The 17,938-nt window shown below is 43.0% G+C and carries 17 protein-coding genes and 1 pseudogene; 4 read left to right on the top strand and 14 right to left on the bottom strand.

Annotation, left to right across the window (positions count from 1 at the left end):
- Positions 1-27: 27 nt before the first annotated feature.
- From pyc to JOC94_RS18055, 3 genes are all read right to left on the bottom strand, one after another.
- Positions 28-3,465 carry a pyruvate carboxylase gene (gene pyc, locus JOC94_RS18065; RefSeq protein ID WP_205180037.1) on the bottom strand — a complete coding sequence of 1,146 codons (3,438 nt, stop codon included), beginning with the start codon at positions 3,463-3,465 and terminating at the stop codon, positions 28-30.
- Positions 3,466-3,494: 29 nt separating this feature from the next.
- Positions 3,495-4,730 (bottom strand): FtsW/RodA/SpoVE family cell cycle protein, encoded by a 1,236-nt coding sequence (locus tag JOC94_RS18060; protein WP_205180036.1) that lies wholly within the window; start codon positions 4,728-4,730, stop codon positions 3,495-3,497.
- Between the two features lie 168 nt (positions 4,731-4,898).
- Positions 4,899-5,186 (bottom strand): YlaN family protein, encoded by a 288-nt coding sequence (locus tag JOC94_RS18055; RefSeq protein WP_077110982.1) that lies wholly within the window; start codon positions 5,184-5,186, stop codon positions 4,899-4,901.
- Positions 5,187-5,390: 204 nt separating this feature from the next.
- Between JOC94_RS18055 and JOC94_RS18050 the strand changes: the two genes are divergently transcribed.
- On the top strand, positions 5,391-5,882 hold the full coding sequence (locus JOC94_RS18050) for a molybdopterin-binding protein (protein WP_077110980.1): 492 nt from the start codon (positions 5,391-5,393) through the stop codon (positions 5,880-5,882).
- A gap of 1,328 nt (positions 5,883-7,210) precedes the next feature.
- Here JOC94_RS18050 and JOC94_RS18045 read toward each other — a convergent pair.
- Complete coding sequence (locus JOC94_RS18045; RefSeq protein WP_077111247.1) at positions 7,211-8,542, bottom strand: PhoH family protein; 1,332 nt, start codon at positions 8,540-8,542, stop codon at positions 7,211-7,213.
- A 154-nt stretch (positions 8,543-8,696) separates the two neighbouring features.
- On the opposite strand from JOC94_RS18045, the gene JOC94_RS18040 reads away from it, so the two are divergent.
- Both JOC94_RS18040 and JOC94_RS18035 read left to right on the top strand, forming a co-directional pair.
- Positions 8,697-9,284, top strand: a complete 588-nt coding sequence (locus tag JOC94_RS18040; protein WP_077111248.1) for a YhcN/YlaJ family sporulation lipoprotein — start codon at positions 8,697-8,699, stop codon at positions 9,282-9,284.
- A gap of 525 nt (positions 9,285-9,809) precedes the next feature.
- Entirely contained in the window at positions 9,810-10,010 is a 201-nt protein-coding gene (locus tag JOC94_RS18035) for a YlaI family protein (protein ID WP_077111249.1), read from the top strand.
- Positions 10,011-10,625: 615 nt separating this feature from the next.
- Here the strand turns inward: JOC94_RS18035 and JOC94_RS23660 are convergent.
- The 3 genes and pseudogenes from JOC94_RS23660 to typA form a co-directional block, all read right to left on the bottom strand.
- Positions 10,626-10,809, bottom strand: a pseudogene (locus JOC94_RS23660) (helix-turn-helix domain-containing protein); the annotation flags it as partial.
- A 262-nt stretch (positions 10,810-11,071) separates the two neighbouring features.
- The gene (locus tag JOC94_RS18030; protein ID WP_171973874.1) at positions 11,072-11,434 is read right to left on the bottom strand and encodes a YlaH-like family protein; all 363 of its coding nucleotides are present in this window, start codon (positions 11,432-11,434) and stop codon (positions 11,072-11,074) included.
- A gap of 96 nt (positions 11,435-11,530) precedes the next feature.
- A complete protein-coding gene (typA, locus tag JOC94_RS18025) occupies positions 11,531-13,360 on the bottom strand; it encodes a translational GTPase TypA (protein WP_077111250.1) in 1,830 nt (609 codons plus the stop codon).
- Between the two features lie 115 nt (positions 13,361-13,475).
- On the opposite strand from typA, the gene JOC94_RS18020 reads away from it, so the two are divergent.
- Complete coding sequence (locus JOC94_RS18020) at positions 13,476-13,661, top strand: YlaF family protein (RefSeq protein WP_077111251.1); 186 nt, start codon at positions 13,476-13,478, stop codon at positions 13,659-13,661.
- Positions 13,662-13,729: 68 nt separating this feature from the next.
- On the opposite strand, the gene JOC94_RS18015 is transcribed toward JOC94_RS18020, so the two are convergent.
- The 7 genes from JOC94_RS18015 to JOC94_RS17985 form a co-directional block, all read right to left on the bottom strand.
- On the bottom strand, positions 13,730-14,533 hold the full coding sequence (locus JOC94_RS18015; RefSeq protein WP_077111252.1) for an inositol monophosphatase family protein: 804 nt from the start codon (positions 14,531-14,533) through the stop codon (positions 13,730-13,732).
- A gap of 180 nt (positions 14,534-14,713) precedes the next feature.
- Positions 14,714-14,908, bottom strand: coding sequence for a hypothetical protein (locus JOC94_RS18010; protein ID WP_077111253.1), 195 nt, complete (start codon positions 14,906-14,908; stop codon positions 14,714-14,716).
- A 201-nt stretch (positions 14,909-15,109) separates the two neighbouring features.
- Positions 15,110-15,388: a UPF0223 family protein gene (locus JOC94_RS18005; RefSeq protein ID WP_077111254.1), complete on the bottom strand. Its 279-nt coding sequence runs from the start codon at positions 15,386-15,388 to the stop codon at positions 15,110-15,112.
- The gene (locus tag JOC94_RS18000) at positions 15,389-16,360 is read right to left on the bottom strand and encodes an NAD(P)H-dependent flavin oxidoreductase (protein ID WP_077111275.1); all 972 of its coding nucleotides are present in this window, start codon (positions 16,358-16,360) and stop codon (positions 15,389-15,391) included.
- A 95-nt stretch (positions 16,361-16,455) separates the two neighbouring features.
- Complete coding sequence (locus tag JOC94_RS17995; RefSeq protein WP_077111255.1) at positions 16,456-16,587, bottom strand: GapA-binding peptide SR1P; 132 nt, start codon at positions 16,585-16,587, stop codon at positions 16,456-16,458.
- Between the two features lie 113 nt (positions 16,588-16,700).
- Positions 16,701-17,540 (bottom strand): polysaccharide deacetylase family protein, encoded by an 840-nt coding sequence (locus JOC94_RS17990; protein ID WP_077111256.1) that lies wholly within the window; start codon positions 17,538-17,540, stop codon positions 16,701-16,703.
- A 91-nt stretch (positions 17,541-17,631) separates the two neighbouring features.
- Entirely contained in the window at positions 17,632-17,877 is a 246-nt protein-coding gene (locus JOC94_RS17985) for a hypothetical protein (protein WP_077111257.1), read from the bottom strand.
- Positions 17,878-17,938 lie beyond the last annotated feature (61 nt).

The following is a 17,938-nucleotide window of genomic DNA, read 5'->3' as shown; positions in this document are numbered from 1 at the left end:
GTGTGCAAGTTTTTTGCGCTCGGGATATTATTTTTCCATCTCGATAAGCAAATCGCCTGTTTGGATCGCCTCGCCGCTTTTGACGTAAATATCTTTGATCGTTCCAGAGAAAGGCGCCTGTACGGTTGTCTCCATTTTCATTGCTTCGGTGATAATGAGATGATCGCCTTTTTTCACGGCCTCTCCTTTGGCAACAAGCACTTTTAGCACCGTTCCAGGCATGGTGGCAGCGATTTCAGCTTCATTTTTCGGATCCGCCTTCCGCTTTGCGATAACGGTCGACTTGATGCTTTCATCTTTAATGATAATTTCACGCGGCTGGCCATTTAGCTCGAAATAAACTGTCCGGGTTCCATCCGGCTGTGATTGGCCGATTGATACGAGCTTGACGATCAATGTCTTTCCTGTTTCGATTTCTACTTCGATTTCTTCTCCCAATCTCATTCCGTGAAAAAATGTGGGCGTGTCGATAACCGAAATATTTCCAAATTGGTTGATGGTTTGAAAATACTCAAGGATTACTTTCGGGTACAGGGCGTAGGCCATTACATCATACTCAGAAACGGTACCTCCGACCTCTTGTGCCAACTGGGCTTTTAACGCGGCAAAATCGATATCTTCAAGCAGCTCTCCAGGGCGTACGGTAATAGGCTTGCGTTTCTTTAAAATGACTCGCTGCAAATCTTTCGGAAAGCCGCCGTAAGGCTGTCCGAGGTATCCTTCAAACAGTTCAATAACCGAATCAGGAAAGTCGATTGTCATGCCTTTTTCAAGGACAGATTCCTCCGTCAAATCGTTTTGCACCATAAAGAGCGCCATATCCCCGACCACCTTGGATGAAGGTGTCACTTTGACGATATCTCCAAACATCAAGTTTACCCGGCGGTACATATCTTTTACTTCATCCCAGCGGCTTCCAAGCCCAACCGCTTTCGCCTGTTGTTGCAAGTTGCTATATTGTCCGCCCGGCATCTCATGACGGTATACTTCTGAATGAGGAGCAAGCATGCCGCTTTCGAAGTGCTGGTAATATTTGCGGACATCCTCCCAATAGTAGGAAAGCTTTTCCACATCATCAATCGACACATCTGGCTGCCTGTCTGTTCCCTCCAGGGCATAGTAAAGCGAATTCAAACTGGGCTGGGATGTAAGCCCCGCAACCGATCCCAAAGCCGTGTCAATAATGTCGACACCCGCTTCAATGGCTTTCGTATACGTAAAGATTCCGTTGCCGCTCGTATCATGCATGTGCAGATGAATTGGCACATCGACTATACCCTTCAATTCGGAAATAAGGCGGTAAGCCGCTTCGGGCTTTAATAAGCCAGCCATATCTTTAATGGCCAGAATATGGGCACCCTGAGCTTCCAATTCTTTGGCGAGCTGCTTATAATAATTGACATCATACTTGGACCTTGCCGGATCGTTGATGTCCCCGGTATAACAAATAGCCGCTTGGGCAATTTTCCCTGATGCGCGGACAGAATCGATTGCCACTTCCATTCCCTTGACCCAGTTAAGGCTGTCAAAAATCCGAAAAACGTCAATGCCTGCATCAGCGGATAATCTGATAAACTCACGGATGACGTTATCAGGATAGTTTTTATATCCGACGGCGTTCGAGCCGCGGAAAAGCATTTGAAAAAGCAAATTCGGAATCTTCTTCCGAAGTACTTGAAGGCGCTCCCACGGGTCTTCTTTCAAAAACCGGTACGCAACATCAAACGTGGCCCCTCCCCACATTTCCAAGGAGAACAGTCCTGGAAGAAGTTGTGCTGTCGGCTCTGCCACTTGCAACATATCACGGGTTCTGACACGAGTGGCAAGCAACGACTGGTGGGCATCGCGAAAAGTTGTATCGCTTACAAGCACTCTATTCTGATTTTTTACCCAATTAACAAGCCCTTCTGCACCTTGTTGTTCCAAAATTTGCTTTGTTCCGGGTGGCACTGATTGGCCCGCAGGTATTTTGGGTATGCGCGGATCCGGAAAAACCGGTTTTTTCGTCGTTTCAATTCCAGGGAAACCATTTACCGTGACCGTTCCAATATATGAGAGCATTTTTGTTCCGCGGTCTTTGCTCTCCTCAAAAGAAAACAATTCCGGCGTCTCATCAATAAAAGAAGTATCATATTCACCCGTAATGAACTTTTCATGTTCCATGACATTGATCAAAAATGGAATATTTGTTTTTATTCCCCTAATGCGAAATTCTTTCAGATTTCTGACCATTTTTGCCGCAGCCTGCCTGAAGGTGAGCGCTTGGGTCGATACTTTTACAAGCAGCGAATCATAAAACGGGGTAATGACAGCCCCTTGAAAGCCGTTACCTGCATCAAGACGGACGCCAAATCCACCGCCAGAACGATATGCCATGATCTTACCGGTGTCAGGCATGAAGTCGTTAAGCGGATCTTCAGTTGTGACACGTGACTGAATGGCAAAACCGTTCATCTTAATATGTTCCTGCTTTGGAATCTGAATTGTTTCTCCATGCAGGGAATGCCCTTCCGCAATCAGGATTTGTGATTGGACGATGTCAATCCCGGTGATCATTTCTGTAATCGTATGTTCCACCTGGATTCTTGGATTCACTTCAATAAAGTAAAACTCATTGCCTGAAACAAGGAACTCTACCGTTCCGGCATTTATGTACCCGACATTTTTCATGAGGGTAACCGCCGCATCGCAAATTCTTTCGCGCATATGGTCTGAAAGCGATACGCATGGTGCCGTTTCAACAACTTTTTGATGGCGTCTTTGGACGGAGCAATCCCTTTCAAACAAATGAATGATATCGCCTTTGGCATCTCCCAAAATCTGGACTTCAATATGCTTCGGATTTTCAATTAATTTTTCGACATATACTTCATCATTTCCAAAAGCGGCTTTTGCTTCCGATTTGGCCCGCTCGTAAGCTTCCTTTAGCTCTCCGCGCGAACGCACAATCCTCATACCGCGTCCACCGCCGCCAAGAGCCGCCTTTACCATAATTGGGTATCCATGGTCATTACCGAATGCGGCCGCTTCTTCAAGGGTTTCTGCAGGCCCATCGCTTCCCGGGATAACTGGGATCCCCGCCAAGATGGCCTGGTGCTTGGCTTTTACTTTATCCCCGAACATATCGAGGTGTTTGACAGCCGGTCCGATGAAGATGAGTCCCTCTTCTTCGCACCGTCTGGCAAAATCAATGTTTTCGGAAAGGAATCCATACCCAGGGTGAATGGCATCCACTCCGGCCCTTTTCGCAATGTCAATGATGCCTTCAATATCTAAATAAGCATCTATAGGTTTTTTTCCTTCGCCGACCAAATAGGCTTCATCCGCTTTATAGCGGTGGTAGGACCCGGAGTCTTCGCGGGAATAGACGGCCACCGTCCGGATGTTGAGCTCTGTACAGGCCCTGAATACCCGGATGGCGATTTCCCCCCTGTTGGCAACCAGTACTTTATTAATATTCTTCATCCACAATTCTCCCTTTCTATAATAACCATTTATTTAAATGTACGCCGCTGAGCGCCCCATTTCCGATTGGCATTCGGCTGGGAAGGCTCAGCATGTGGTACAGGAACAGCTTTTTCGGCTTTGAATTTTTCTTCGTAATTGTTAAACATGGCCACATTAGCCAAAATTCCCATCAAAATGGATAATACTAGAATGGATGATCCGCCATAACTAATGAAAGGAAGTGGAACCCCCGTTATCGGGATTAGGCCTGACATTCCCCCCAAATTAATAAAGGATTGAATACCAATCATGCATGAAATGCCAATCGCCAGCATAGCGCCAAACGGATCCTTACTTCTGGTGGCGATAAAAAGGCCTCTCAAAACGATATATCCAAGCCCAACCAATACAAAAGCGACTCCAAATGCTCCAAGTTCCTCTGCAATGATTGCCATAATAAAATCGGTGTGGGCTTCCGGCAAATACCCTAGCTTTTGGACACTTTGACCAAGCCCCAACCCTTTTAAGCCGCCGGAACCGATAGCCAAATACGAGTTTACGAGTTGAAAGCCCTCATTCTGCCCGGTTCCAAAAGGGTCCAAGTACCCCGCGAATCGGCCCATGCGATTTTCTGTAAAAATCTTTTCGAACTTTAAAATAAGGAAAGGAGAAAGGACAGCAATTAACAGCAATCCGAGCATGACGAGCTTCATGATCGTGCGAAATCGCATTCCCGAGCAGACGATAATCGTCATTCCGATTAATAAAGTAATGAGCGCGGTACCATTATCTGGTTCCATTGCAATCAAAAAACAGACAAAAACGAGAAAGAGCAAAGGGGGCAATACCCCTTTATTGAGTTGGTTGATATAGGATTGCTTTTTTGAATATACCGCGGATAAGTATATAATGACGCTTATCTTCGCGAACTCGGAGGGCTGGATTTTTCGCGCCCCCAATTGAATCCAGCTTTGGGCGTTATTTGTGACATGTCCAAACAAAACAACTGCAAATAAACCAAGCACCGCAGCTAACGTAATGGAAATGAGAAAGGTTTTATTTTTGTATGCTTTATATGGAAAAATGGCGAAAAACAAAAAAAACAAGAATCCAACGAGCAGGTTGATCTTCTGCTTTTCATAAAAAAAATCAGCCGGGTAACCAAACCACTGAACAGCCACCACCATGCTGGCGCTATAAATCATGATTAATCCAAATAAGCAGAGCAGAAAATAAACAGCGATGATCGAGTAATCATATGACCGCAGTATTTTTTTCAGCATATTCTTCATCCAATCTTTCATTCAATTTTCGCCATTTATTAATAGAGTAAAAAAGTAAAAGAATACTACCTAAACGTCTGTCCATAGGACAAAAAAACCCAAACAATTTCGAATAAACTGTTTGAGTTTTACAGTGCGGCGATAGTGATGATGCTTGTACAAAATCACTCACTTTTCACTTTCTGTAAATGCCTCATGGAGAGCAGATAGCCGCCTTTCAAGTGAACATATCAATTCCTTGCCATCCTTTTCATCCACAAGTCCGAGGCGGACGGCAAAGTCTATTTCACGAGAAAAGCCGAACATCTGAGTATCCAACACTTCCTCGTATAAAGGACATTTGGGCATCGTTAAGTTGTCCATTTGCACCTGAATCAAACGCAAAATCTTATCCGCGTCTGCCTTGAGCAGAGCGTAGGCCCTTTCCCGATGATCAATCTTCATTTCAGACACCACATTTTATCCCCCTGTCTCCGGACAAATAGACAATACTATCTGTAAATTTTAACCCTAATATAGGCAAATTGCAAGGGGTAAGTGGAAATATGACAATAGAGCTTCCGTAAAAAAACAAATGCTTATGAAACAATAAGTGCGGACAACTTTTATTTTTGCAAGTTTTTCGGTATACTTACTCCAGGATAAGAAGGAGGTTAAATGATGGATACGATTCTCCCGATTAAAGGCAAGGTCAAGTTTCCAATCACATTGGATGCGGGTGTTTGGATTTTCGATGACCGCAAAATCGATTTGAATACATATTTTTCGGAAGACCATAAAGAGGACGATGAAGAAGAATTTACAGTAGCCTCCAAACATTGGGACAGGGTGATCAAAGAAGGAAATGTTTCCCCGCCAACCCTTAAATCAGAACGGCAATTTGAAAAAACGAAATTGCTGACAGGCACTTTCGGCATTTCTTTAAAACCATTTTTGGAAAATGCCGAGCCTGAAAAGGATGCCTCAACATTTGTCATCGAAACAGATTCAAAAGACATTTCATATCCTCTTGAAAACGCGTATGATTTAATCCTTGCTTTTTCAAAAGACGGTAAGCCGCTTCGAGAAGACGGTCCTGTACATGTGTTACACTCAGACGGGTCCAATAGAAATAACCCGATTAAGTTTGTCAAAGGTTTTCGTGTGGAATAGGGTAAAACAGATGCGAGGCTGGGACATAAGCAAATCCGAAATAGCAAAAGCCGAACAATTCATTTATAATTGTTCGGTTTATTTGTGTAAAAAAAATCCCTATCATCGCTACGTCTACATATTGCGCTTTTCGCAGGTCTCTTCAGCTTCCTCGGAAAACAAAGGTCGCTTTCCTGCGGGACCTTCAGCTCGAGCTATTCCCGCAGGAGTCCACATATGTTGACTACGCTAAAAGCTTGCGTATTATACACAGGGACCATTTATCCGGCATGTAAGGTGCCGTAAGACCCCCACTTCAAAATCTGGAATGAATATAAAAGGGCTAAGTGGGAGATAACGGCACCTAAATGCCCGATTGGTTCAACTAACATTCAAGGAGAAAAGCATTCCTTGAATGAAGTTTCACTTTATCCCGCATGTAAGGTGCCGTAAGACCCCCACTTCAAAATCTGGAGTGAATATACAAGGGCTAAGTGGGAGATAACGGCACCTAAATGCCCGATTGGTTCAACTAACATTCAAGGAGAAAAGCATTCCTTGAATGAAGTTTCACTTTATCCCGCATGTAAGATGCCGTAAGAGACTCCTACTAAATGAAGTTTCACTTTATTGTTCGTTTTTTCATCAGCTGATTTAGTTGTGTTCCGCACTCTTTCTTTATGTAACTTTTGTATGAATATTGGCAAGAAACAATCTGACGTTGTCGCAGTTGCGCCCCCCTCTCCTCGAAAAAGCTCCGCTTTTTCTGCGTGGCTCTTTTTCAAGATAGTATTCAGAGAATCACGATTAGCATCTTAAACCGCTTTGCGATATCGCTTGTTTTGTTTACCGCGTCACAAAGCGGCAGGAAGTTTATTGTGCCTATTGAATGAATCTTGAAGCGAGTCTCTCCCCCCTGGGAGGACTCTGGTTAGCGCTAATCGGGGGCTTGTCTGACAGTTAAGCGCATGAGTTGCCTCATTCTTCAAACTGCCCATTCCGCTTCCGAGGAAATTATTGATCAAAACATGGCGAGCTTTTCATTTCAAGACAACACTAAAGCGCATATGGATTACGATATGTAATGGTTCTTCAGCCCGCGGATTCGTCCAGATGCTACTTCAATCCGCTGATTCCTTCTATTTTCAAGTATGCAAGAAAAGGGCAGATCATCATCACATCCTCATTGAAGAGTTCAGGAATGAATAAAAAACAGCGATCATTTTATTCGGAGCAATGATCACTTAATTGGCCAATTCAGTCCCTAAAAGGGCATCCTCTTTTACTCTCTTGTTGAAATCTCGTCCTTCTCAGGAATATTTGTCATTATGATCACTTTTGGAAAAGGCTTATAATATGTCAGCGGCAAGCTGCGCCAATTGGGATCTTTCACCTTTGACAAGCTTAATATGCCCCGCCGCACTTTCCCCTTTAAACTTCTCCAATACGTATGTCAAACCGTTGTTGTATTCATCCAAATAAGGATGGTCGATTTGTTGCGGATCACCCATCAAAACAATTTTGCTTCTTTCTCCCACCCTTGTTAATATTGTCTTTGCTTCATGCTTCGTCAAATTTTGAGCTTCATCTATAATGATAAATTGCTCCGGAATGCTTCTTCCTCGAATATATGTGAGCGCTTCTACCTCTATTGAGCCCATTCCGGCGAGGATCGAATCGAGTTCCCCCGGCTTTTTTGTATTGAATAAATATTCAAGGTTGTCGTATATCGGCTGCATCCAAGGCCGTAATTTTTCTTGTTTTTCTCCGGGCAAATACCCGATATCCTTTCCAACTGGAACGATCGGGCGCGCCACCAACAGCTTTTTGTACGACTGCAAGTCTTCCGTCTGCATTAACCCTGCAGCCAGTGCAAGCAAAGTCTTTCCCGTACCGGCTTTGCCGATCATTGTGACAAGCTGGATATCATTTCGGAAGAGCAGTTCTGCGGCCATCATTTGCTGAGCGTTCCTTGGTCTGATTCCCCATATGGACTCATAACTGCTTTTGAGCTTTTTAATGTTTGCTCCCCGTTTATCGACCATCCCAATCCCGGAAGACGAGCTCCCCATTTCATCTTTCATGATGACGAATTGATTTGGATAAAAGGTCTTTTTTTCTGATAAATCCAAAGCGGATATTTCGCCCTTTTCGTAAAAAATCCTTAAACAGTCGATATCGACAAAAATTTCTTGCATTCCGGTATACAAGTGTTCGACTTCAACGACCCGGTCGCTCAAAAAATCTTCTGCAAGCAAGCCAAGAGCATCGGCTTTCACCCTTAATAATGCATCTTTGCTTACGATGATCACCGGCTTTCCATCTTCCTTTCCCTCTTCTTCAATGGCGATATTCTTCGCCACCGCGAGTATGCGATTATCATTTGTTTTTTCAAGAAAAATCTCCTGCAGTTGATGAAAGGATCTATGGTTCAATTCAATTCTCAGTGTGCCGCCATTTTCGAGAATGATTTGTTCATGCAATTTTCCCGTCTTCCTGAAGCTGTCAATCAATTTGGAAACATGTCTTGCATTCCTGCCGATTTCACTCATATCCCTTTTTTTAGAATCGAGTTCCTCCAATACTACAGCCGGAATGACGATCTCATTATCTTGAAATGAAAATACGGCATTCGGATCTTGAAGCAAGACATTCGTATCTAACACGTAAATTTTCGTCAAATTGATGCCTCCTGCTCCTTTTTAATATCATATGAAGCGAGAAATGCGCCGGTGCCAGTCAGCACTTTTTCAGAAATATATGCCTGACCGCATAAAGATAGAAGCTCTTTCACAATATAAGTGTAAGAAGGCAATATGAAAGGAGGCAATTCATATGAAAAAAGTTTTATTACTCATGTGCATTTTTTTATTGGCGGCATGCGGGCAACAAAATAATATGGAAAATAATACGAACGAGCCCAGACCACAAGGTGTTAGTACAAAAAATGAAGAAATGGCGGACGATAATCGCCGAGATAATATAGATAAGGCAGACCATCTTGCCAACTTGGCTTCACAAGTTCGGGGAGTAAGAGGAGCCAGGGCGGTTGTTGCCGGGGATTATGCCGTAATCGGAATTGATGTGGACAAAGACATGGACAGATCAAAAGTCGGCTCTCTTAAATATTCGGTTGTTGAAAGCATTAAGCATGATCCGCTGGGAGCCGGCGCGGTTGTCGTAGCCGACCCCGATTTGAATGAAAGACTTGACGAATTAAGAAATGATTTTGCAGCAGGCCAGCCGCTTCAGGGGATTATGAATGAGTTGGCAGATATAACAGGCAGGGTAATGCCGGAGGCTCCGCCCCGGGAAATGAATAAAAATCCCGAAGAGGCCCCCCAAAAGCCCAAGCGGGAAATGAATCAAAATGAAAACAGAACTTTAAACAAGGAACAGCAAGAGCAATCTACGGAAGAATAAAGGAAAAAATGCTAGCAGCGGGTTGGTTGGGTCGTGCAGGCCTGATGTAGTGTTCTTAGCCTGCGATCCTCTAAGCCCTCACCGATTAGGTGGCAAGCTCCGGAAGCAACGTCCTTGAAGCTCGCGCTTTTTTCAGGCGAAGACGATGCTATCGAAATCGCTTCACTTACACTAATAATCCTGTAAGCCACATCACTTTTCGTGGTCGGAATCTTTGAAAAACAGATGATGTGACGATGCCGATTTTTAACAATGGAGCCGACCGAAACCGGGCTGTTACTGGCGGTTGAGCCCCACCCAACCTTTTTACTGCCAGTTAAAGGCGGTTAAGGCGAAACTTCTAGCGGCGGAGAGCTTTTGGGCCGCTAATTGTTAGTTAAGCCAATCCGGCTGGTACTGGCAGGCCTCCACCCAACCCCATTTCAGTGGAAGTCTTACTGCCATTTAAAGCGATAATTTATACAATCACCGAATCATGGTATAATCGTACAGAAGGAATTTCCATTTGTACTTGAGGTGGTCTTTATGAAAGTACAGTGTGTGATATGTGATGAACAAAACGAGCTTGAAGATGACACGCCGCTTGCAAAAAAGCTTCGGAACAGGCCGATCCATACGTATATGTGTGAACAATGCCACAACCGAATTGAAGAAAAGACAAGAGCCCGGTTTGCAAGCGGACAATTTCACCTGTACAGTTTTAAAAAAAAGAAAAATGACTTCTAGAATGTAAAACACCCAAGCCTTGTGAAGTCACCCCTAAAAGTTAGACACGGTTATTTCATCAGGCAACTTGAGTAAAATGAGTTCGGTATTGCACCGGACTCATTTTTAATTTTGACTTTATCCGTAGTAATCGATATATTTTTCTAATTTAAAGTGTTTTACAATTACAACGAGGCTGGTATATAAAAAATCGAACGATTCATTTATAATTGTTCAGAAAAATCCCTATCATCGCTACGCCAAAATATTTTGCTTTCCGCGGGCCCGGCATCAGCTTCCTCGGAAAGCAAAGGTCGCTTTCCTGCGGGATCTTCAGCTCGAGCTATTCCCGCAAGAGTCTACCTATTTTGACTACGCTAAAAGCTTGCGTATTATACACTGGGACCATTTATCCAGCATGTAAGGTGGCGTAAAACTCCCACTTCAAGACCTGAGTTGATACAAAAGGTCTAAGTGGGAGATAACGGCACCTAAATGCCCGATTCGTTCAACTAACATTCAGTAGGAGAGGGAAGAATACTCCTACTGAATGAAGTTTCACTGTATTTTTCGTTTTTTATTGTATCCCAGACTCTTCCGAATTCATAATCCCAAAGAAATTCTCCATTACCGAGTATTCGTTTCTTTTTTAACGGGTGGACGTCCCTTTTTCTTTGATTGAAGGGCATCGAATCCTTGTGTTTCAAATTGTTTTTTCCACTGCGAAGTGCAGGTTGAGTAGATATATTACATATACCGCAGTTTCAAGTAAGGACGTACCGTGTTCAATCATGCATTTTAGTACATCTGGTTTAAACTGTGCTGGATAATTTGTATACCGTTTTATAAACGCTTCTACGCCGTTATACTCATATTGTTTCACCCATTTTAGAATCGCTTTATGATCAGTTCTTAACGATTTTGCTGTTCATTTGAACCTCATTTCTATTTAAATTTCACTCAATTGCTTGTAATTTATCTTCTGCAGTAAATGTAGCCATAGAAAAAACTGCACCTCCAATAGTTAGATGGATGCAGTTCATTGTGTGTGCATGGGTGTTTTTCGTTTGTGGTGCCTGAAGCTATAGTGCACCCGATTTTTTTTCTTTGTGTAATCTGATCTTATAAAGGATTAAAATGAGGGCCGCAACAATAAGCCCTTCCGCTATTGGCAGGAAAATGCCCAAAAAGGTAAGTACCGTACATCCCGCTATGAGAAAAATGTAAATAATAGCGGATTTTAGCAATGGGAGCTTTTTGGCAAACCCCAATTTATACACAAGGATGCTAAGGGCAATGATCGTTACATAAAAAAGCCAGTTTGCCGTTGGCGGATTTTGAGTCAAATCGTAGTAAAATCTATAAATGGCAGAAAATCTGTCAATGACAGCCTGATCTTCTTTGGTCATGGCGATAATGGATGCCAGGCTTCCGAAGAAATTCATTTCCGCTCCCTCCTTTTCCAGCCTTTTAAAAGGGGATTCCTCCATACAGAAGAATCCCAAATAAGCATATCATATTTACCATGTTTAAAAACCCGTTTAGACATATTTTTTCTTTTTCGCCACTTTTTCCCGTTCATTTTTATTCAAAATCTTTTTCCTCAATCGGATTGACTCGGGAGTGACTTCACACAACTCATCGTCATTCAAGTATTCAAGCGACTCTTCCAACGACATGATCCTCGGCCTTTTAATAGTCGACGTTTGATCTTTCGTAGCCGAACGAACGTTTGTTGCATGCTTTGTTTTCGTAATATTGACAGCAAGGTCATTTTCCCGGGTATGCTCTCCGATGATCATTCCCTCGTATATTTCGGTTCCGGGTTCGACGAAAATAGTACCGCGGTCTTCGACATGCATGATGCCATAAGTTGTTGCTTTTCCACTTTCCATGGAAACGAGCACTCCTTGATGTCGCCCGCCTATCTGTCCCTGTGCCATTGGCTGATAACTATCAAAGGTGTGGTTCAAGATGCCGTACCCTCTTGTAATCGACATAAATTCAGTCGTATAGCCGATCAGCCCTCGCGCCGGAACCTGGAAGATCAACCTGACCTGTCCTTTTCCGTTATTGATCATGTCCAGCATTGTCCCTTTTCGGGAGCCGAGAGATTCAATGATGCTGCCCGTATGTTCCTCAGGGGCATCGATTTGTACGTGCTCAATCGGCTCACAAAGGGTCCCATCAATTTCTTTCACGATGACTTTCGGCTTGGAAACCTGCAGTTCAAAACCTTCACGCCGCATATTTTCAATTAAAATAGACAAATGGAGCTCACCACGTCCGGAGACGATCCAAGTATCGGGAGAATCGCCAAGTTCTACACGCAAACTGACATCGGTCTCCAACTGTGTCATAAGCCTTTCTTCAATTTTTCTGGCAGTGACAAATTTGCCTTCCCTGCCGGCGAACGGACTATTATTGACAAGAAATGTCATTTGCAAAGTAGGCTCGTCAATTGTGAGGATCGGCAGAGGCTCTTGATGGTCTACCGGGCAAAGCGTTTCACCCACATTTATATCTTCCATCCCAGAAACGGCAACGATATCGCCAGAAAATGCTTCGTCGATCTCTACTCTTTTTAAACCAAAGAATCCGAACAGCTTGGTCACCCGAAATTGTTTTACTGTGCCATCTTGTTTTAAAAGGGCGACCTGTTGCCCGACTTTAATTGTTCCGCGAAAGATACGGCCGATGCCGGTTCTGCCAACATACTTGTCATAATCCAGCAAAGAGACTTGGAGTTGGAGCGGCTCTTCCCGATTTTCCACGGGAGCCGGAATATGATCCAATATCGTTTCGTAAAGGACTTCCATCGTTTCTTCCTGACGGTCCGGTTCTGTACTTGCTGTTCCGTTTATGCCGGAAGCAAAAACAACTGGAAATTCAAGCTGGTCATCGTTCGCATCCAGTTCGATAAACAATTCCAACACCTCGTCCACCACTTCTTCCGGGCGGGCAAAATCACGGTCGACTTTATTGACAACAACGATCGGTGTCAAGTTTTGTTCAAGCGCTTTTTTCAAAACAAACCGCGTTTGGGGCATGCAACCCTCGTAAGCATCCACAACAAGCAAAACGCCGTCAACCATTCGCAAAATCCGCTCTACTTCACCGCCAAAATCGGCATGTCCAGGGGTATCCATGATATTGATTTTTGTACCTTTATATTGAATGGCTGTATTTTTAGCCAAAATTGTGATTCCCCGTTCACGTTCCAATTCATTGGAATCCATTACACGATCTTCAACGTGCTCATTCGTACGGAAAATCCCTGATTGTCTTAAAAGCTGATCCACCAATGTCGTTTTCCCATGATCAACATGGGCAATGATCGCTATATTTCTTATATCATCTCTTTTATTCAAAGTTGTTCCTCCTGCCTAAGTCGTGCATATTGAACATTGAACCTGACAATTATATCATAAATGGTGGTTAAATGGTTAATTTTTTTGTACAATATCAATAAGGAGGCGAACGTTTGTGACTGGCATAAAGTGGAACTTTTTATGTCTCGCCATTTTGGCGGCATTTTCCATTGTGGGAATGGGCATTTCGCTCGGAGTACAAAGCATGTTGGGAATGCTCATTTGCTTGATTATTTTAGTATCCGTCATGGGTTACGGTTTTAAAATGAAAAAAAAGCTTCGGGAAGCCGGAAGGCTATAAGATAACCCGGTGTATTCTCATGCTTAGTATCCACAACACGGCGTCCATTCAATGAATGGCGCCGTTTGTTATTGAATGCCCTTTTTTAAATACTCTTCTATTATTTTTTCATGGAGACGCGGTTTTGCGGCGACAACCGGGGTTTTTTCAAGCAGATTCAAAGGTTCCCCTTTTAAATTGGTTATTTTCCCTCCCACTTCTTCCAGAATGATTTTTCCGCCTGCGAAATCCCATGGAGAAAGCCGCATCGTTATGTAGGCATCAAGCCTTCCTGTCGATACGTAAGCAAATTCCATGGCAGCTGAACCGTATGAACGAGTTCCGCGCACATCATTTGCCAAGGGTATAAGTGTTTTGGCCGGATCCAACAGCCTGTTGGATGTCAGCCACGTCAGGTTAATACCAATAACAGCCTTGTCAACAGTTGTTTCTTTCAACATGGGGAGCTGTTCATCATTCCAATAAGCTCCCTCACCCGCAACAGCAACATATATTTCGTTTAATACGACATCATATATGTACCCAAGACGCGATTCACCGTTTTCAAATATTCCGATGGAGATCATAAAATTCCGTTTTTGATGGATAAAATTCGTCGTTCCATCAATGGGGTCGACGATCCATACGACTCCGGAAAGATCTTTTAGGTCATCACCAAAACCTTCTTCCCCCATAATTCGATGTCCGGGAAATGTTTGTCTAATCTGTTTGGCAAAAAATCGTTCTGTCTCCTGATCGATATTCGTAACAAGGTCGTTTGCGTTCGTTTTTTCCTTTATTTGAAGAGCCGTTTGAAATGATAAAATAATTTTATCGCCGGCTTCCTTCAACCAGGCCCGAGCACATTGATCAATTTCCGTCCAGTTTGTCATTGTTTACCTCCAAAAAAGTCTTTCATAGTTGCCTTGCTACAAGCTTAGATAATTAAGGGAACGTTTTCAAGTGCCACCACACAAAAAAACGAACCCCTATTATGAAACATGGCCCTTAATAGTGAGTCCGCTTTTTCATATGTTTATATTCATTGATGTCTAATTTCATTTGTCAAACTCTCACAATGCTTCCATTTTCATTAACTCGGCACGAATTTTTTCCAACTTTCGCTTTGCTTTTATTTTCAACTCTTCATTTTCCTCTTGCATGGCATCAAATAACACAGCCAATTCATAGTTCAACTCAAGGTGAAGGACAGCAAGTTTTTGTTTATCCATCGACTTTTTGCGATAAGCATTCATTACTTGCTTCATGAAAAAACACCCCTTCCAAAATTAATCTCCATCCTGACCTTAATTCACAATTTACTTATGATATCTTATGTTGTCTGCATTATGCCGGTAACAAAATTGTGCACTTACCTATGAAAATGTTATATGAGTCCTTCTGCTTACTAGTTTAGTACCCTTTTTAGCAAAAAAATAAACGCATTGGATCAATGCGTTCATAAGGGATCATGTATGTTTTATGATGATGGTTTTGTTATCTTCAGCCTGCTTCGCTTTTTGAAAAACTTGGTAAGCGGAGTATCCGCTTACCTCTTCAAATTCCTTCGTCACCTTTTTTTCTTCTGCTTTTCCGGGAACAATTTGTTTGAAGCGGCGATATTGAGCCATAAATTCATCCCGGGGAATGCCTGTTTCATAGGCCTTTTCTACAGCTTGAAAAAAATGAATGACGGCAATGATTTCTTCCGTCGTCCAATGGTGTGAACAGGGATATTGATATTCCATTTATTTTACACCCCACTTCTTTCGAATTCCTGCTGCCTCCGAAATCAGCGATTGGATCAACTCTTCAACACTGACCACTTTATGTATTAATCCAATTGCCTGGCCGGCCCAACCATATCCTTGATCTACAAGACCTTCATGTATATATTTTTTGTTTGCTTCCCCGCTGATATACTCTTTCATTTCTTCGTAGCCGCCGCCCGCTTGCTCGATGTCCAGAATTTTTTTCGCCCAATCATTTACAATGACCCTGCCTGGGGCATTTAAAGTCTGTTTGATGACAACAGTATCGGTTTCCTCTCCCTTGATAATCGCCTGCTTGTATTCCTCGGAAGCATGTACACATTCTTTTGTCGCAATAAATCGTGTTCCCATCTCAATTCCTTCCGCGCCGAGTGCAAGGGCAGCCATCAATCCTCTGCCATCAGCGATTCCCCCCGAAGCAATGACAGGTATTTGCACACTGTCCACAACGCGCGGAATAAGAACAAAAGTCCCGATATCATCTTTGCCGATATGCCCCCCGCCTTCCTGACCAACAACCATTACAGCGTCCGCTCCAAGCTCTTCCGCTTTCTGCGCCTGTCTTTTAGCTGCAACAAGCACGAGCTTTTTGACATCGACACCTTCCAGCATCTTGAAAAATGGGGCAGGGTTTCCGCCAGTCACGGAAACAACACTGACACTTTCCTCTATGGCGGCTTCAACCATATGTTCAAAAGGTCGTCCGTGCTGGCCGATTGCAAAATTAACGCCAAAAGGCTTATCGGTCAATTCTTTCGTTTTTTTAATTTCTTCCTTCAACATTTCCGGGTTTTCCAGCGACATTGCCGTTATCTGTCCAAGTCCACCTGCGTTTGAAACGGCTGCAGCCAGTTCCGAATAGGCCAGATAAGCAAGGCCTCCCTGAATGATCGGATATTGAATATGTAATAAGTCAGTCACTCGCGTTTTCAACTGTTCCACTGCCATCTTCTCCTTTTTTTCCTTTTCTGTATTCATTCTCCATGCTTTTCGAAAAAACCTTTCTCCAACAAAAAAAAGGAAGCATACCCGGGGCTGCTTCCTTAAATGGCAGTGGCGACTGTTGTTTCCTCTTTTTTTCCGCAGTCACAGCAACAGGAATAAAGTGTCGTGACCTTCTCATCTTCAAAATAATCAATCGTTTCATTGCATGCTTGGCAGACAATGATACCCATTTATTTCATTCCTTTCGTAAGAAAATGAAATCTTTTATTTTATATTAGGGTATCATATATCTGAAATCAAGCACAAATTGTATGTCACATATGACAAATTGGTTATCCTGTTGTCATTCAATTGCAATGAGATTCGGATCTGCCATGTCGTAGCCTTTTTCCCGCAACCCCTGAACCATTTTTTCCAAACCGTCTCTTGTCCACTCTCTGTCATGCATCAGCAAATTGGCGCCGTTTTGAAGATAGGGTGTATTGACCATAATGTCAGATATGGCATCCCCTGTTTTGTATTGGGACTCCCAGTCATAACCGTACGTCCAATTCATCAGCACCATGCCTTCCTGGGCTGCAATCTCCTTGCTCTTATCCGTATTCTTTCCAAACGGGGCCCGGAAAAATTTCGGTCGCTCCCCCGTTACCTTTTCCACGATATCGTTGACGGAAACAATTTCCTCCAATTGTTTTTCTTCCGGCAAAGTTGTCAAATCACTGTGGGAATAGGTATGGTTCCCGATGACAAACCCAAGGTCATATATTTCCTTTAACATTTTTTCTTTTTCGGGTGTGTTGATAAAGTGCCCGTTGACAAAAAAGATGGCAGGGGCCTCAAGTTTTTTCAATATATGAGCCATATCCAGCGCATATTTGTCGGGAGCGTCATCAATGGTCAGCAAGACCACTTGCGGATTTGCATCGGCAATCGGTTCAAGTGCATACATTTCATTCATTTTGTACTCGGGTTTTGCTTGTGCTTTCTCGATCTCATTCTCTTCTTTATTTTCTGCTTGCTCTTCTTTCGAATCTACCTCTTTGTCATCATTCCTGCTTTTCTTTTCGGTTCCTTCGTCTTGCGGGGTTGAACCCTTGCCCCCGGCCTTTTCAGTTTCCGTTCCTGCTTCGCTGGAGCAGCCCAGCAAAAACATTGCACATAACATGATGTAAAACCATTTCATAAAACCATTTCACCTTCTATAAATCTACTATTTTCATTCGAATATATTTCATTATACCCATTTTTGGCCTAGGAATGACATAAGCGAAAAGTCATGTTGGAAAAATAAACTGCAAGAACAAATGCATGGCTGAATAAGCAGAAAGACTCATAACCGTTATGATAAAAGTGATTTTATTGGATTTGAGAATGATCCTTGCCAGCATAAAAGCGAGATAAAAAAACACTCCAAACAAAATAACTTTGAAAAAAAGGCGGTCCCCTCCCGAAAGCCATTCCACCAACGTAAACCCGCTCCAAATCATTAGTTGTAAAATAAGAGCAATATATTTATTCATCCAAAATCTCCACCGTCTCATGAAAGTGATTTGCATCTTACTGATAATATGCACGTTACGG

Source organism: Siminovitchia thermophila (assembly GCF_016909185.1).
GTDB classification, from domain to species: domain Bacteria; phylum Bacillota; class Bacilli; order Bacillales; family Bacillaceae_C; genus Siminovitchia; species Siminovitchia thermophila.
This window is presented reverse-complemented; position numbering and strand designations above follow the sequence as displayed.

Coding starts and splice junctions, on each gene's coding strand:
- pyc (WP_205180037.1), bottom strand. CDS start 3,465: ATGAAGAATATTAATAAAGTACTGGTTGCCAACAGGGGGGAAATCGCC.
- JOC94_RS18010 (WP_077111253.1), bottom strand. CDS start 14,908: ATGAAGCAAGTAATGAATGCTTATCGCAAAAAGTCGATGGATAAACAA.
- JOC94_RS18030 (WP_171973874.1), bottom strand. CDS start 11,434: ATGAATTTCTTCGGAAGCCTGGCATCCATTATCGCCATGACCAAAGAA.
- JOC94_RS18035 (WP_077111249.1), top strand. CDS start 9,810: ATGAAAGTACAGTGTGTGATATGTGATGAACAAAACGAGCTTGAAGAT.
- JOC94_RS18060 (WP_205180036.1), bottom strand. CDS start 4,730: ATGCTGAAAAAAATACTGCGGTCATATGATTACTCGATCATCGCTGTT.
- JOC94_RS18050 (WP_077110980.1), top strand. CDS start 5,391: ATGGATACGATTCTCCCGATTAAAGGCAAGGTCAAGTTTCCAATCACA.
- JOC94_RS17995 (WP_077111255.1), bottom strand. CDS start 16,587: ATGGGTATCATTGTCTGCCAAGCATGCAATGAAACGATTGATTATTTT.
- JOC94_RS17990 (WP_077111256.1), bottom strand. CDS start 17,540: ATGAAATGGTTTTACATCATGTTATGTGCAATGTTTTTGCTGGGCTGC.
- JOC94_RS18015 (WP_077111252.1), bottom strand. CDS start 14,533: ATGACAAACTGGACGGAAATTGATCAATGTGCTCGGGCCTGGTTGAAG.
- JOC94_RS18000 (WP_077111275.1), bottom strand. CDS start 16,360: ATGGCAGTGGAACAGTTGAAAACGCGAGTGACTGACTTATTACATATT.
- JOC94_RS18040 (WP_077111248.1), top strand. CDS start 8,697: ATGAAAAAAGTTTTATTACTCATGTGCATTTTTTTATTGGCGGCATGC.
- JOC94_RS17985 (WP_077111257.1), bottom strand. CDS start 17,877: ATGAATAAATATATTGCTCTTATTTTACAACTAATGATTTGGAGCGGG.
- JOC94_RS18005 (WP_077111254.1), bottom strand. CDS start 15,388: ATGGAATATCAATATCCCTGTTCACACCATTGGACGACGGAAGAAATC.